This is a genomic window from Achromobacter sp. ACM03, from assembly GCF_014851665.1.
Taxonomy (GTDB): domain Bacteria; phylum Pseudomonadota; class Gammaproteobacteria; order Burkholderiales; family Burkholderiaceae_B; genus Achromobacter; species Achromobacter aegrifaciens.
In genome coordinates, this window is record NZ_JACVAD010000002.1 from 1,597,547 (window position 1) to 1,612,124 (window position 14,578).

General features: G+C 65.6%; 14 protein-coding genes. 10 read left to right on the forward strand and 4 right to left on the reverse strand.

Going from position 1 to position 14,578, the window contains the following annotated elements; genetic code table 11:
- Positions 1-121 precede the first annotated feature (121 nt).
- From IB257_RS15640 to IB257_RS15665, 6 genes are all read left to right on the forward strand, one after another.
- Entirely contained in the window at positions 122-1,177 is a 1,056-nt protein-coding gene (locus tag IB257_RS15640) for a GlxA family transcriptional regulator (protein WP_225588912.1), read from the forward strand.
- Positions 1,178-1,240: 63 nt separating this feature from the next.
- Positions 1,241-1,951, forward strand: coding sequence for a glutathione S-transferase (locus IB257_RS15645; protein ID WP_054457804.1), 711 nt, complete (start codon positions 1,241-1,243; stop codon positions 1,949-1,951).
- Between the two features lie 181 nt (positions 1,952-2,132).
- Complete coding sequence (locus IB257_RS15650; protein ID WP_192492524.1) at positions 2,133-3,569, forward strand: methyl-accepting chemotaxis protein; 1,437 nt, start codon at positions 2,133-2,135, stop codon at positions 3,567-3,569.
- Between the two features lie 104 nt (positions 3,570-3,673).
- Positions 3,674-3,898 (forward strand): DUF1653 domain-containing protein, encoded by a 225-nt coding sequence (locus IB257_RS15655; RefSeq protein ID WP_054457802.1) that lies wholly within the window; start codon positions 3,674-3,676, stop codon positions 3,896-3,898.
- Between the two features lie 4 nt (positions 3,899-3,902).
- Complete coding sequence (locus IB257_RS15660; RefSeq protein ID WP_119450657.1) at positions 3,903-4,520, forward strand: PolC-type DNA polymerase III; 618 nt, start codon at positions 3,903-3,905, stop codon at positions 4,518-4,520.
- A gap of 8 nt (positions 4,521-4,528) precedes the next feature.
- Positions 4,529-4,888 (forward strand): nucleotide pyrophosphohydrolase, encoded by a 360-nt coding sequence (locus tag IB257_RS15665; RefSeq protein WP_054457801.1) that lies wholly within the window; start codon positions 4,529-4,531, stop codon positions 4,886-4,888.
- A gap of 30 nt (positions 4,889-4,918) precedes the next feature.
- On the opposite strand, the gene IB257_RS15670 is transcribed toward IB257_RS15665, so the two are convergent.
- Positions 4,919-5,209 (reverse strand): antibiotic biosynthesis monooxygenase, encoded by a 291-nt coding sequence (locus IB257_RS15670; protein ID WP_054457800.1) that lies wholly within the window; start codon positions 5,207-5,209, stop codon positions 4,919-4,921.
- Between the two features lie 454 nt (positions 5,210-5,663).
- On the opposite strand from IB257_RS15670, the gene IB257_RS15675 reads away from it, so the two are divergent.
- Entirely contained in the window at positions 5,664-6,128 is a 465-nt protein-coding gene (locus IB257_RS15675; RefSeq protein ID WP_119450659.1) for a hypothetical protein, read from the forward strand.
- A 44-nt stretch (positions 6,129-6,172) separates the two neighbouring features.
- The gene (locus IB257_RS15680) at positions 6,173-6,847 is read left to right on the forward strand and encodes a hypothetical protein (protein ID WP_119450660.1); all 675 of its coding nucleotides are present in this window, start codon (positions 6,173-6,175) and stop codon (positions 6,845-6,847) included.
- A gap of 47 nt (positions 6,848-6,894) precedes the next feature.
- On the opposite strand, the gene IB257_RS15685 is transcribed toward IB257_RS15680, so the two are convergent.
- The gene (locus IB257_RS15685; RefSeq protein ID WP_192492525.1) at positions 6,895-9,303 is read right to left on the reverse strand and encodes a DUF3772 domain-containing protein; all 2,409 of its coding nucleotides are present in this window, start codon (positions 9,301-9,303) and stop codon (positions 6,895-6,897) included.
- Positions 9,304-9,536: 233 nt separating this feature from the next.
- On the reverse strand, positions 9,537-10,457 hold the full coding sequence (locus IB257_RS15690) for a LysR family transcriptional regulator (RefSeq protein WP_119450662.1): 921 nt from the start codon (positions 10,455-10,457) through the stop codon (positions 9,537-9,539).
- Positions 10,458-10,697: 240 nt separating this feature from the next.
- On the opposite strand from IB257_RS15690, the gene IB257_RS15695 reads away from it, so the two are divergent.
- Positions 10,698-12,215 carry an acetyl-CoA hydrolase/transferase family protein gene (locus IB257_RS15695; protein WP_192492526.1) on the forward strand — a complete coding sequence of 506 codons (1,518 nt, stop codon included), beginning with the start codon at positions 10,698-10,700 and terminating at the stop codon, positions 12,213-12,215.
- Between the two features lie 131 nt (positions 12,216-12,346).
- Here the strand turns inward: IB257_RS15695 and IB257_RS15700 are convergent, their stop codons facing one another.
- Positions 12,347-13,291 (reverse strand): LysR substrate-binding domain-containing protein, encoded by a 945-nt coding sequence (locus IB257_RS15700; RefSeq protein WP_119450664.1) that lies wholly within the window; start codon positions 13,289-13,291, stop codon positions 12,347-12,349.
- A 120-nt stretch (positions 13,292-13,411) separates the two neighbouring features.
- On the opposite strand from IB257_RS15700, the gene IB257_RS31555 reads away from it, so the two are divergent.
- The gene (locus tag IB257_RS31555) at positions 13,412-13,717 is read left to right on the forward strand and encodes a hypothetical protein (protein WP_225588913.1); all 306 of its coding nucleotides are present in this window, start codon (positions 13,412-13,414) and stop codon (positions 13,715-13,717) included.
- The last annotated feature ends 861 nt before the right edge of the window (positions 13,718-14,578 follow it).

The window sequence follows — 14,578 nt, forward strand, 5'->3', positions numbered from 1 at the left end:
GGTCTGCCTGCGCCGGCGGGCGCTGCGGGACGGAGCCATAGGTGCATCTTGGGCGATCCCCGGGAAAACCAGCTTGAAGGCCTGGGACAAAAACTTGAATAATTGCGACATGGAAACCGCTATGCCCGCCTCGACGCCGTCTTTCTCCTATGACGGTGAGTGCAGCGCCCTGCCTCAGGGGAAACCCGCACTGACCGTGGGTATCGTGCTGCTGGACCAGTTCACGCTGGCCGCCTTTGCCGGATTGGTGGACGTGTTGCGGCTGGCGGGCGACCACGGTGGACGCAGCCGCCAGATCCATACTGCATGGCGCGTCATGAGCTGGGACGGCAAGCCGCGCTGCTCCAGCGCGGGCCTGACCATAGACGTGGCCGATGGCCTGCCCGAAGACCCGGCCCAGTTCGACTACATAGCGGTTTGCGGCGGTAACGACTACTTCAACGGCCGCCTGCCCGACCCCCTGCGCGACTGGCTGCAACTGGCGGCGGCGCAGCGCGTGCGGCTCTTGGGCATCTGCACCGGCACCTTCGCGCTGGCGCAGGCCGACGTCATCGGGCCGCGCACGGTCTGCGTACACTGGAATGTGCTGGACACCTTTCGCGAACGTTTTCCGCAGACGCGGGCGGTGGTGGACCGGCTGTTCGTGGATGAAGGCGACCTGATTTCGTGCGCAGGCTCCACGGCCGCGATCGACCTGGGGCTGTACCTGGTGGCCCGGCATTGCGGGCGCGACAAGGCCCAGCAGGCGATGCGGCACATGATGCTGCAAGGCGTGCGCCCGGGGCGGGTGCCGCAGGCGCATTTCCACACGGACCTGTCGGGCATCCAGGATCTGCGCGTGCGCCAGGCCGCGCACTTCATCGAGCAGCGTATCGACAACCCGCCGCCGCTGGATGCGATTGCGCGCTACGTCGGCGTCGGGCGCAGGCAGCTGGAGCGCGCCTTCCGCCTGGCCACTGGCATGTCGCCGATGGCGTTCCAGCGGCAATTGCGGCTGGAATACGGCAGCTGGCTGCTCTTGAACAATCCCAGCAGCATCACGCAGATCGCGCTGGACTGCGGGTTTGCGGATGGCGCGCATTTCTCGCGCGATTTCCGCGCGCATTTCGGCCAGTCGCCGCGCCAGTATCAGCAGGCCGCCGGCCGCGACGGCGGAGTCAGCGTGTTTCCCGCCTGAGGCGTCTGCACGGCTCGTTCCGGCGCCGGCAGGCCCTTGGGCTTATCAACGGAAGGAGACGACATGACCTATGACCTTTGGTACTGGGACGGCATCCCCGGACGCGGCGAGTTCGTGCGCCTGGCCCTGGAGGCCGGCGGCATTCCGTATCGCGAATGCGCACGCCAGCCCGGCGCGGACGAAGGCACGCTGGTGGCGGACCTGAGTTCGGCGCGCAAGCATCCGCCGTTCGCGCCGCCATATCTGGTCGCGGGCAAGATGACGCTGGGGCAGACCGCCAACATCCTCCTGTTCCTGGGCGAAAAGCACGGCCTGGCGCCGGACTCGCTGGAAGGGCGGCTGTGGGTGAACCAGCTTCAGCTCACCATCGCCGACATGGTGGCCGAAGCGCACGACACGCATCATCCGATATCCGCCAGCGAGTACTACGAAGACCAGAAGACCGAGGCCGCGCGCCGGGCGCGCTGCTTCCGCGAAGAGCGCATGCCCAAATTCCTGGGCTACTTCGAACTGGTGTTGGGCGGGCCGCAGGCCTGGCTGGCGGGCGGCAAGCGCTGGACCTATGTGGACCTGTCGTTGTTCCATCTCGTGGACGGCCTGCTCTACGCCTTTCCGAAACGCATGGCGACCCTGGCCGTGCGTTATCCGAACGTCATGGCGTTGCATGCGCGCGTGGCGGCGCTGGCGGAATTGCAGTCCTACTTCGACAGCGGCAGGCGCCTGCCTTTCGGGGAGGGGATTTTCCGCCAATATCGCGAATTGGACGCGGCTTGAGTCCGGATAAACCCTGGTGTTGCTGAATCCCTATTTTTTTGATGGTGTCTTGAAAATCTTGAGACCCGCTCATTTTTAAGATTAAATATTTGCAAATTGTTAGATAAATATTTCCATTTGTCTCGCGGCAGATAGGTCGAACGGCTTCAAACCACCCGGACGCCGGGCAGGAGACGTCAAGATGAAATGGATCACTCTCAGCCAACTGCTACGCCGGGACCGTGGCATGCAGAAGGCAGACATGCTCGGGCAGATCGCTGCGATCCACAACGCCCAGGCCGTCATCGAGTTCGACCTGGACGGCCACGTGCTGGCGGCGAATTCGAACTTCCTGGACACCATGGGCTACGCGCTGGACGAGATCGCGGGGCAGCACCACCGCATGTTCGTCGACCCGGCGGAGCGCGCATCGGCCGCCTACGCGGAATTCTGGAACCGGTTGCGGCAGGGGGGCCGCGATGCGGGGCGCTACCGCCGCATCCGCAAGGATGGCAGCGACGTCTGGCTGCAAGCCTCGTACAACCCGATCTACGACCGCCATGATCGGCTGGTCAAAGTGGTCAAGTACGCCGTCGACATCACCGCGCAGCAGCAGCGGCAGGCGGACGTGGAAGGCCAGTTGGCGGCGATCTCCAAGGTCCAGGCCATCATCGAGTTCGAACTCGACGGCACCATCATCCGCGCCAACGATCTGTTCCTGGGCGCGGTGGGCTATCGCGCGGACGAAATCCAGGGACGTCATCACAGCATGTTCGTCCCGCCCGAGGAGGCGCGCGGCGAGGCATACAAGGAGTTCTGGCGCAGGCTGCGCAACGGCGAGCATGACACCGGGCAGTACCTGCGCATCGGCAAGGGCGGCCGCCAGGTCTGGATCGAAGCCAGCTACAACCCGATCTTCGATGCCGAGGGCCGGCCGGTCAAGGTCGTCAAGTACGCCACCGACATCACGCGGCGCTTTACCGCCGCCCAGACCTTGCGTGTCGCGGTCCAGGGACTGACCGAAAACGCCGAACGCGCGGGCCAGGCCAATACGCTGGCGTTGGACGCCTGTCGCGTGGCCGAGCAGGGCGGCCATACGGTGCAGGAAGTGGTGCAGACCATGGGCGGCATCACCCAGAGTTCACGCCGCATTTCGGAAATCATCGGGGTCATGGACGGCATCGCCTTCCAGACCAACATCCTGGCGCTGAACGCCGCCGTCGAGGCCGCGCGCGCCGGCTCGCACGGCAAGGGCTTCGCCGTGGTCGCGGCCGAGGTCCGCAGCCTGGCGCAGAACAGCGCGGCGGCGGCCAAGGAGATCAAGGACCTGATCACTTCGTCGGTGCAGCAGGTCGAGAGCGGCGCGCGCCAGGTCCAGTCGGCAGGCTCGACCATGGACGATATCGTCGCATCGTCGCGCCGCGTGACTGAAATCATGGCGGAGGTGGTGGAGGTGTCGCTGGCCCAGTCCGCCAGGCTCGGCGAGGTCACCGAGGACATCACGCAGCGGGCAGGAGAGCCTGCGCGCACCGCGCCGCCCACCGCCGCGGTCAGGCCCATGGCCCCCGCTCTGCGGGCCAGGCCGGCCGCCAATGGACCGTTGCAGCCGCAGGCCGAGCGGCAATACGTGCGCTACTGAGCCGGCGCCGCCGGGCCGATGCGCTATAAAGACGGTATTGATCTGAACCCGCAGGCCCGGGCAGGAACCCTCCGCCCGGGCCGCGCCATTTGCGGCCACCAACCATGACCGAATCCGAAGCACTGGCTCTCGCCTCGCACCGCCATTACAAGGGCGGCCTCTACCTTTATGTGGGCACCGCCCGCCACTCCGAAACCGAGGAGTCCCTGGTGGTCTATGAACACCTGTGGCCTCACGAGCGCGGCTTGTGGGTGCGTCCGGCCGATATGTTCTTCGGTCAGCTGCCCGACGGCACGCCCCGCTTCGCGCCCTTGCGGCCGGTGGAGTAGGGCCGTGGCGTTCTATTACCGGCGGCCGCGCGCAAGCGGCGCTGCGCCTGCCCGCGCAACGGGCGCAAAGGCCGGCAGTGAGGCGCTGGCGGCCGCGTTGCAGGCATTGCGCGGCCCGTTCATCGTCGCCGACTTGGAAACCACCGGCCTGTCCACCGCCACCTGCGAGATCCTGGAGTTCGCGGCGGTGCGCGTGGGCGCGGCAGGCGCGCTTGAGCGGGAGTACACGCAGGTCGTGCGCACGCGCGGACCGGTGCCGTCCTTCATCAGCCGCCTGACCGGCATCACGCAGGCGGAAGTCGACCGAGACGGCGTGCCGGTGGCGCAGGCGTTTTCCTCCTTCCTGGATTTCGTGGAAGACCTGCCGGTGTTTTTCCATAATGCTTCGTTTGACCGGCGCTTCCTGGGCGCGGCGGCGGACCAGACCGGCCTGCCGTTCGCCAACTCGACCCATTGCACGCTGGCGCTGGCGCGGCGCGCATGGCCGGAGCTGCCCTCGCACAAGCTGGAAATCCTGGCGCGCCATGTCGGCGCCTCGGATCCCACCCACCGCGCGCTGGCAGACGTGCGCACCACCGTGGCCGTGGCGCTGGCGGCAAGCTCCCGCCTGGCCGCGGGCTAGGAGTTTCGATGTCCGACCTGGAACATATCCGGCTGGCCGTGCGCCGGTTTACCGAAGAGCGGGAGTGGCAGCCCTTTCATACGCCCAAGAACCTGGCGATGGCGCTGGCCGGAGAGGCGGGCGAACTCGTATCCCTGTTCCAGTGGCTGAGCGAGGCCGAGTCGCGCAAGATGCCGCCCGAGAAGCTGGCGGACGCCGCGGACGAAATCGCGGACGTGCAGATGTACCTGGTGGCCCTGGCGGACCAGCTCGGCATCGATATCGCCGACGCGGTCGCGGCCAAGATGGTCAAGAATGCGCGGAAATATCCGGCGGATCGGTTTCGCGGCAGCGCGCGCAAGTACGACGATCCGCCTGAACAGTCCTGACTCGCGCGCGGCGCGGCCAGGCTGGCCGCCTCAGAGCACTTTTTGCTCGTGATGCACCTGGGGCGGTTCGACGAAAAAGCCCGCCACCAGCTTGCGCCATTCCTGGAAATCGCTGGATTCGCGGAAATCCACCATGTGGTTCTCTACGGTTTCCCAAGCCACGACCAGCGTGTAGCGCTGCGGCTGTTCGATGCTGCGGTACAGCTCCATGCCGTGGCAGCCGCGGGCCCGCAAGAACAACGGTTTCGCTTGCGCGACGCCCGCCTCGAACAACGCTTCCTGTCCTTCGCGGACATGGATGCTGGCAATCTCCTGGATCATGGTCTGGTCTCCAAACAGATGAGGCCGGGTAGCGCCCGGCCGGCCGCCGTAGTATCGCTGAAATTCCCGCGCCGGGCGTGCTGCGGACCCTGCCGCTTCCGTTGTGCGCGTTAGGGAAATTGCCCGAGGCGGCCACCCTCATTCCCATCCATAAAGTTGAACCCGGGCGCGCGCGCCGCGTGGCTTGCGCCGTTTCCCTCGTCCATACGCACGGCCGCCGCGCAAGATCGCCGCAAATCTGGCCGATTGTTTTACAGCTTGGTGTCGTCCATCGGGACTCGGTCGCCCGTTTAGGCGATATCGACTTGCCTAGGACGGAGCAATCATTCCGTACCAATACGAAAGTCCCACGCCTTTCGTCATTGTCCAGGCGTGGCGCTGAGCGGTAACGGTCCGCGCCGGTCGGTCGCCGGTAATCGTGAATCCGTGCATGCACGGAGCAGGAGGAGCTGAAATGAAAAAGCTCATGGCAGTCGCCGCGTTGTCCTTGTTCGCTGTCTCGGCCTATGCGGACCCTGGTGGCTCAATCACGGGTCACGCGGGCGCAATCAATGGCACCGCGTCATCCATCTCCACGGGCAGCTCCGTGGCCGCCACCCAGATCAATGGCTACGGTTCATCCACCCAGGTGTCGTTCGGCATGACAGGCGGCGTTGCGGAAGTGGGCGGCAGCTTCAGCCGCGATGGCACGCAAGTGGTCACCAGCACGCGCCAGTACGCCAATAGCGATTCGTACGGCCATGTCTCGGGCAACGCGCCCATCATGGTGGGCGACAGCATCGCTAACGGCAGCGCCACGTTTGCCCAGACTGACACCAGCGCTTCGGCGACGGGTTCGTTCCATGCGGTGAATGTGGGTGCGTTCGGGTCGATACACGGCATCGGCCCGGTGGGCCATGTCGGCGGTTTCAATCACTGACCCAGTTATCCGGACGGCTTCGGCCGTCCGGGCGAGGGGACATCATGAAGACCATAGTGCTTGCCATTTCCCTGTCGCTGGCGGCGGTGTCCGCCAGCGCCCAGACCAGCAGTTCCAGCGCGACGACATCGGCATCCTCGGGATCGACCAACGCCGGCAACAATCAGGGCATCACGCTCAACTCCAGCAACAGCGGGTCCAGCACGCTGCGCAGCGTGCCGCCGCTGGGCGGACAAAGTTTCTACGGTTCTTTCTCGTCCGACAGCTGCATGGTTTCGGCGGGCGGAGGCGGCGCCGTTGTCGGCTTCGGCATGAACATAGCGATCCCGATCGAGGACCAGAAGTGCAGCCTGCGGCGCAACTTCGAGCGAACCATGCAGGCGGCCGCCTCGACCAGGGATGCGGACCGTTCGCGCCGTCTGGAGACCGCGGCCATCGACATCCTGTGCCAGACCGACGATCGCACCAAGGCGGCGCTGGTGGCGCAGGGGCTGTGCACCAATCCCGCGTTGACGACAGCGGATCACCGCTTCGACAGCAATGCGGTCGCGCAGGCGGCGCCGCCTGCCGGCGGCCCGGTCCTGGCTGACCGGCCTGTGCCGCCCGCGCCTCCTGCGCCCGAGGCGCAAGCCTATCCGGTGCGCAGCGTGCAGAGCGCCGCGCTGGCGTCGCCGCCGCTGCGCAACCGAACCTATACCGATCTGTACACGCCGGGCTGATGCTGGGGCCCGCTCGTCCCGGCGGGGCGGGACAAGGGAGGGATGATTCAGGATTGGGCGGGCGGCGGTACGGCGAGGGGAGCCGCCGCCGGCTGGGGGGGCGACGCCAGCAGCATGGTGGGCGGCGAAGATACTTCCAGGCCCGCGTCATGCAGGCGCTTGAGCAGGGTGAACAGCAGGGCGCTGCGCACGCCGTAGGCCGCCCGGGGGGAGGACACGTAGCCCTTGGCGTTGAAGACCAGATTGCCGCCTTCGATGCCATCCAGGAAGACGTTGGGCGCGGGCGTGTCCAGCACGTCTTCGTGGTCGGAGAAGGCCTGCAGGATCAATTCGCGCACCTGTTCGGCATCGGTGGAGAGCGGCAAAGGCAGCTTGATCTGCACCAGCCCCAGCGGGTTCGAGCGGGTCACGTTGCGTACGGTTTTGGTGACGAACTCCGAATTCGGCACGATCACCGTGGAGCGGTCCCCCATCTGGATTTCCGTGGCGCGCACGTTGATGCGCAGGATGTCGCCCTCGACGCCGCCTAGCGACACCCAGTCGCCCACCTTGACGGGGCGCTCGGCCAGCAGGATCAGGCCGGACACGAAGTTCTGCACGACCGCCTGCAAGCCAAAACCGATACCCACCGACAGCGCGCTCGCGATCCACGCCACGCGTTCCAGGCCGATGCCCGCGGCCGAAAGCGACAGCGCCACGGCGATCACGAAACCTGCATAGCCGAACAGCGTGGCTGCCGACAACTGCATGCCCGGGTCCAGTTCGGTCGTCGGCAGGTAGCGGTTGGACAGCCAGCGCTTGAGCATCTTCACGGCCAGCAGCGACAGCGCCAGCACCAGCAGCGCCTGCAGCACGGCGCCGGGGCGGATCTGCGCTTCGCCGATGGCGAGTCCCTTGCGCAGCTGGTCGAAGCGCTGCAGCAGGTCCATCGGCGCTTCGCCGAAGGGCGCGGCCAGGAGAATCACGGCCAGCAGGCCGACCGCCACGCGGCCCACGCCCGACAGCAGCACGGCGGCCTGGTCGCGCATGCTGGGCGCTTCGTGCTCGCCGCCGTCGCGGTGCGAGGTGCCGAGCAGCGTGCTGAAGCCGTCCTCGATCAGCGTCGACAGCAGATAGGCGGAGGCCAGCACGATCAGCACCCACAGCACCTGCTTGACCATGAAACTGCCGAACGCCACATAGCCCGCCAGCAGGCTGGCCAGGCTCAGGATCAGCACGGTCCACACCGCTCCCAGCAGCAGCGAGACCCAGAACGGGATCGGCGTCTCGCTTTCTTGCATGGCCTGGCGCCGCAGCCGGCGGCTGATGGCCAGCACCGCGCCCAGCATCGCCATGGTCAGGACGGCGACGATGCCGGTCAGTGTGATGGTGGTGGTCAGGCTCGCGTTCAAGAGCACCGGCAGTCGCTCGGCCAGCCAGATCATCACCACCAGCACGCCCAGCACGGCGGGCAGCCAGCGCAGGCGCGCCGCCACGATGTCGCTGACGGGCGGCAGGCGCCACGACGGCCGGTTCGCGGACAGGAGCGCATAGCCCAGGCCGGACACGTAGCCGCCGAAGCAGACCGTTCCCACCAGGTTCGCGAGCAACGACGAGGTGTTGTCGCTCAGCTGCGAATTCCAGTCCAGCCCCATATGGATCAACAGCGCGACGACGCCCGGCGTGGCAACGGCCAGGACCACATGCGTGACCGCAAGAAAGGAGCGGCGCAGGCGCCCCGGTGGCACGCGCGTGGCGGTTATCCGCAACAGGACCCGGCCGATGGCGATACGCAGGGCGATCGTCAGCGCGATCGCCGCGCCCAATAGCAGCCAGCCCCATTTCGGCGTCTGGCCGACCGCGGTAGCGAGGTCGTCGCGCAGCGCTTCCAGCCGTTCGAGGTCGCGCGGGAACTCCTCGCGGAACTCGGTCCAGAATTGGTCGGACAGGAACGAGTCGCGTCGCTCGCCCAGGCGCGCCTGGAACTGCTTGCGCCGCTGCGCCGATATCTGTTCGGCCGTTTGCCCGGCATCCACGGACAGCAGCCTGGCCAGCTTGATCTGCGCATCCAGCGCCCGGCTGGTCTTGTCCAGTTGCATGCGCTGGGCCGCAACGTCGGACGCTTCCTTGACGCCTTCGGGCGGCGTGCCCAGTTCGCTCAAGCGGGCCGTCACGCTGGCCAGCTGGGGCGTCAGGGCCTCGGCGGCGGCGTCGGCCTTGGACTGGATGTCCAGCGCGTCGCCGCGCTGCTTCACCAGGGTGGCGTCATCGGTCTCGTCGGCAACGCGCTTGCGGATGTCGTCGATCTGTTTGCGCGCGGTTGCCAGCGCCGCTTCCGTGTCGGCGGGCGTGGGCGGCGCCGCGGCATGGGCCGGCAGCAGGAAAAGGACTAGCAGCAGCGCCGCAATCAGCGTCGTGAAAATCGACGCGCGGGCGCGGTGAGGCCGCGCGCGCAGGGGAATGGAAGTCTGTGTCATGTTCTGGGGCGAGTCGCTCGCATTCGAGGCGGGAGCATAGCAAGCCGCCGCCTCATTCGTTGCAACAAAAACGAGCGCTACGGCCCTATTTGTTTTGGCGTGCTCGGCGGCTATCCCGCGGGCGCGGACCAGGGATAGAAATAGGGCCGGATAGGCGACGGAAGGCCGCTGGCAGGGCGTGCCGGGCGCGGCGTCCGCAAACCATATTTACGAGGTCAACGTTTGGATTCAACTCAAACAGCACGGACGCTCGGCGCGGCCCGCTTTTTGGGCTTGCCCAGTACCGCGTCGCATACCTCCAGCCAGGCGCGGGCGGCATAGGACAGATAGCCGGACTGCTGCCAGATATGGCCGACTTCCCATTGCATGCCGGACTTGGCCAGCTTGGCGGTGCTCAAGCCGCGCGTTTTCATGCGCTGCATCAGGGGCTCGGGCAGTAGCGCCACGCCCAGGCCCGCCGAAGCCATTGCCACCAGGAAGTCCCAGTGCGCGCTCTGGGCCGCGATGCCGGGCTGGAAACCGGCATCGGCAAACGCCTGCCGCAAGCGCCGGGTCATGGCGAAGTCGTCCGTGGGTATCAAGAGGCGGGCGTCGCGCAGGGCGGAGAGCGGCAGCGAGGTCTTGCCGGCCCAGGGCGCGTCGGGCGGGCCGATCACCCAGATCGGGTAGCTGCCGAAGGGCTGGGCGGCCAGGCCGCCGTCCGGCGCGATCGGCAGTATGGTCGCGCCCACTTCCAGTTCCCCGCTCGCCACCAGTCCTTCCACGGCCTGGCCGGTGCCTTCGCGCAGGGTCAGGTGTATGCCCGGATGCAGTTCACGGAAGCGCTTGACCACCGGCGTGAACAGCAGGTTGATCATGGGCGGGATGCCGACTTCCAGCGCGCCCCGGCGCAGGTCCGCGGTCTGGCGCAGTTCTTCCGATAGTTGGCGCATCGTTTCCAGCACCTGCAGGCCGCGCTGGTACATGACCCGGCCGGTATCGGTGGGACGGGCTGTGTGGCCGTCGCGGATCAAGAGCGGCGTGCCGGCCTCTTCTTCCAGCTGGCGGATCATCTTGCTCACCGTCGACTGCGTCACGAACAGCGTCTTGGCAGCCTGCGTGAAGCTGGCGTGCCTGACGGTTTCGACGAAGTACCGCAATGCGCGCACGTCCATGGACCGGAATTCCCTCGCGCGTTGCGCGCAAAACATTCAAACGATGAAAAAAGCGACTTGTTTGGATGATTTTAAGTCATTACGAGATTTGAGCCGGCCTTCCTATACTGCGGAAAATTCGTTCCCGGGCCGCCTCGAGTCGGCCCTGGAGCCTTGGGAAACGCCGCGTCAGACGGCGCCTGGGCGCATGGCGGCAATGCCGCGCCCCGCCGCACGTAGGCCCTTGAATCTGGAGACACCATGCATCTCGACCGTATCCGCCACCCTGGGCTGCGCGCCAAGATCACTTCCGCCGATGAGGCGGCTTTGCTGGTACAGGACGGCATGACCGTCGGAATGAGCGGCTTCACCCGCGCGGGCGACTGTAAATCGGTGCCGGCGGCGCTGGCAGCCCGCGCCGAGCGCGAACCGTTCTCCATCACCCTGATCACCGGCGCGTCGCTGGGCCATGACACGGACAAGATGCTGGCGCAGGCCAATGCGCTGGCGCGCCGCATGCCGTTCCAGGTCGACACCACCCTGCGCCGCAAGATCAACCAGGGTGAAATCGCCTTCATCGACCAGCACCTGTCCGAAACCGTCGAGCAGTTGCGCGCGGGCCATATCGGCCCCATCAACGTGGCCATCATCGAGGCCGCCGCCATCACCGAGACCGGCGCCATCGTGCCGACCATGTCGGTGGGCAACTCCGCCTCCTTTGCGCAGCAGGCGGACGTCATCATCATCGAGCTGAACATGGGCGTGCCCGCCGCCATCGAGGGCCTGCACGATATCTACGTGCCCGAAGCCCGCCCGGCGCGCCAGCCCATCGGCCTGGTTTCTCCCGACCAGCGCATCGGCCAGTCCTGCATTGAAGTGGACCCGGCCAAGATCGCCGCCATCGTCATCACGCAAGAGCCGGACAGCCCGTCCAATGCCTTGCCGCCCGACGAGGAAACCAATGCCATCGCCGGCCACATCAATGATTTCCTGCGCCGCGAGGTCGACGCCGGTCGCCTGACTAACGAGCTGCTGCCCTTGCAGGCGGGCATCGGCACCATCGCCAACGCGGTGCTGCACGGCTTCGAGTCGTCCAGCTTCGAGAACCTGACGATGTACTCGGAAGTGCTGCAGGACAGCGCCATCGAACTGCTGGACCAGGGCAAGCTTGCATTCGCGTCGGCCTCTTCGATCACGGTGTCCAAGCCCGTGTACGAAAAGATCCTGGCCCACATGGAGCACTACCGCGAGCGCATCGTGCTGCGCCCGCAAGAGATCAGCAACGCGCCCGAGATCGTGCGCCGTCTGGGCATCATCGCCATCAACACGGCGCTGGAGTTCGACATCTACGGCAACGTCAATTCCACGCACGTGGGCGGCACCCACATGATGAATGGTATTGGCGGTTCGGGCGACTTCGCGCGCAACGCGCACCTCGCGATCTTCGTGTCCAAGTCCATGGCCAAGAACGGCGACATCTCCAGCGTGGTGCCCATGGTGTCTCACGTCGACCACACCGAGCATGACGTGGACGTCCTGGTCACGGAATGCGGCCTGGCGGATCTGCGCGGCTTGGCGCCGCGTGAACGCGCGCGCGCGGTCATCCGGAACTGCGTGCATCCGTCCTACCGCGACGCCCTGCAGGACTATTTCGACCGAGCCTGCGAGCGTGGCGGCCAGACGCCGCATCTGCTCGAAGAAGCGTTTTCCTGGCACCAGCGTTTCAATGAAACCGATACGATGCGGCCAGCCAGCCCGGCTGCGCGCAAGGTGGCCTGAGGCCCGCCGCAAAGTGTGACTGCCGCCGCCGCGGCGCCTGCCGGTGTTTGCGTGCGTAGCGCATCCCGGCTTGCGGACCGTGGTTTCCGCTGGCGCCGCGATTTGGTAGAGGTAAAGCAGCGGAGGCTGCTTTACCTTTTTTTTGCCTGGCCTTTCTTGCCGGGGCCGGACTTGGGGGCGCTCAGGTTTTCGCGCGACATCTCCAGCTCGTCGCGCAGCCACTGCTTCAGTTCCACCAGCGGCGCCCAGTCGCGCAGGCTGGGCCGGTAGACCAGGTGATAGGTCTGCGCCTGTTCGTACTCGATGCTGATCGGGGAAATCTGCACCAGCCGGCCCGAGCACAGCGCGTCCGCGGCCAGCAGTTGGCGTCCCAGCGTGATGCCCAGGCCCTGCTCGGCGGCCTGCATCATCATGCCGGCATCGTTGAAGGAGGCCACCGGCGTGATGGGCGTGTCCAGCCCTGCGGCGCTGAACCAGGTTTGCCAGAGCTCGCGCTCGCCCAGCAACGGTTGGCGCGCGAGCGTCTGCGGCGAATGATCGGGGAGCGCCGCCGCGGTTTCCGGCGATGCCAGGACGATCAGGGGCAGGGGCGTGTCGAACAAGGTCTCCGATTCCACACCCGGCCAGGGGCCGCGCCCAAAACGCAGCGCGGCATGAAAACCGTCGCGCAGCAGATCCACCACTTGCTGCGAGGTCTCGATTTCCAGCGTCAGGCCCGGATTGCGCTCGCGCCACCGCGCCATGCGCGGCAACAGCCAGCGTTGCGCGAAAGAAGGCAGCACCGACACACGCAAGCGTTGTTCACTGCCCGAGGCCGCGGCCGACGCTGCCATCGTCCCTTCGTCCAGTAGCGCCATGGCGCCCTGCACACTGCACAAGAGCGCGGCGCCAGCCGAATTCAGGACGATGCCCCGCCCGCTGCGCTCGAACAGGGGAAAGCCCAGTTGGGTTTCGAGCACCTTGATCTGCTGGCTGACGGCGCTGTGGGTCAGATGCAGCCTTTCGGCGGCCGCGCGCAGGTTCTGCAATTCGGCCACGGCGCGGAAGGCGGGGAGGGTGCTGAGCGGCAGGCGCATGGAGAGGACCCAGTAAGAGATTGGTCATCATAGCTTACCGATACCCCCAAAACAATTCGATTTTCAGCCGAGTATTGGGCGACTACGCTTACCAAAGTGCATAAACACCTGGAGCCCATCATGTCCGCACAGCTTTGCACCCCGTCTTCTTCCGCCCTGGCCGCCATTTCCAGGGATCGTCAGCAGTCCGCCGCCCAGCCCGTCACGGCGCCGTCCGCCGAATTGGCAGCGCCCCGCGTGGGATTCATCGCGAGGCTTGCGGCCGCCTATCGCAAGCGCCGCAATGAAGCGCGCCTGCGTCATCTGGCTGCCGATCTGGATGAGCACATGCTGCAGGATCTGGGCGCACCCAGATGGCTGATGAACGAAGCCGCAGTCAAGCGCGACCTGGCGCGCTTGCGCGACGCGGACTACCTGCGCTGGTAGCCGGGGCCTTTTGCCCCTGATGGGCGCCCCACCCGGCGTTATTGTCTACTCCCCCCGCGGCCCCGCCTTCTATATATAGAAGGCGGGGCCGCGCGCTTGCCAGGGAGATGACCTGTCTTCCAGCTATATATAGCCTAGCGGGTGGTGCAAGAGCGGCGCCGCTAGCGGGGCGCTGCAGATCGCGGAGACATCTGGAACAAATATTTGGCTGCACGGCATGACGCGCAGAAAACTTGTGCTATAGTCTCGCTCCTTCGCAGTTCGGACGGTTTTGAACCGCGAAGCCAAGCAAGCACAACAGGTCGGGCAAGAGGATTCGAGCCAGGTCTGCCGCAAAGCAGTCAGAAATGAATGCCCCGCGGTTATTGCAAGGATTGCAGCAAGTTAGGCAAAAGCCAGTTGCACAATCTGCAAAAATCGTGTTATAGTCTTGGGCTTGGCAGTTGCCGAAAACTTAGGGTTAACCCTGATATTTCGATAGCTGCTAAGAGAGGCAGACCTGGAGAGGTCGCAAGCAAGAAAGCGAAACGCAGTATGTGACGCCGACTTGACAAGCGAAAAAAACTTCTTCATAATCTCGTTTCTCTGCTGCAAACAACGCGGCGCCAGCGAAAGCGGCGTAGCGAAGCGAGCAGGCAGTAAGTAGTACAGAATTTGGCAGTACCGCTCTTTAACAATTAAACAACCGATAAGTGTGGGCGCTTGATGCGAGTGCATAGTGACTTCGGTCACAGGCACAATGAAATCAAGTGCTCACTAGAAGTGAAGTACCTTAGATGTCAAGTCTAAGCACATACCTCACTTCCTTTGAGTAGCGACGTATGACTCGACCCTTTCGGGGGTTAAGAAATACGAAACAAA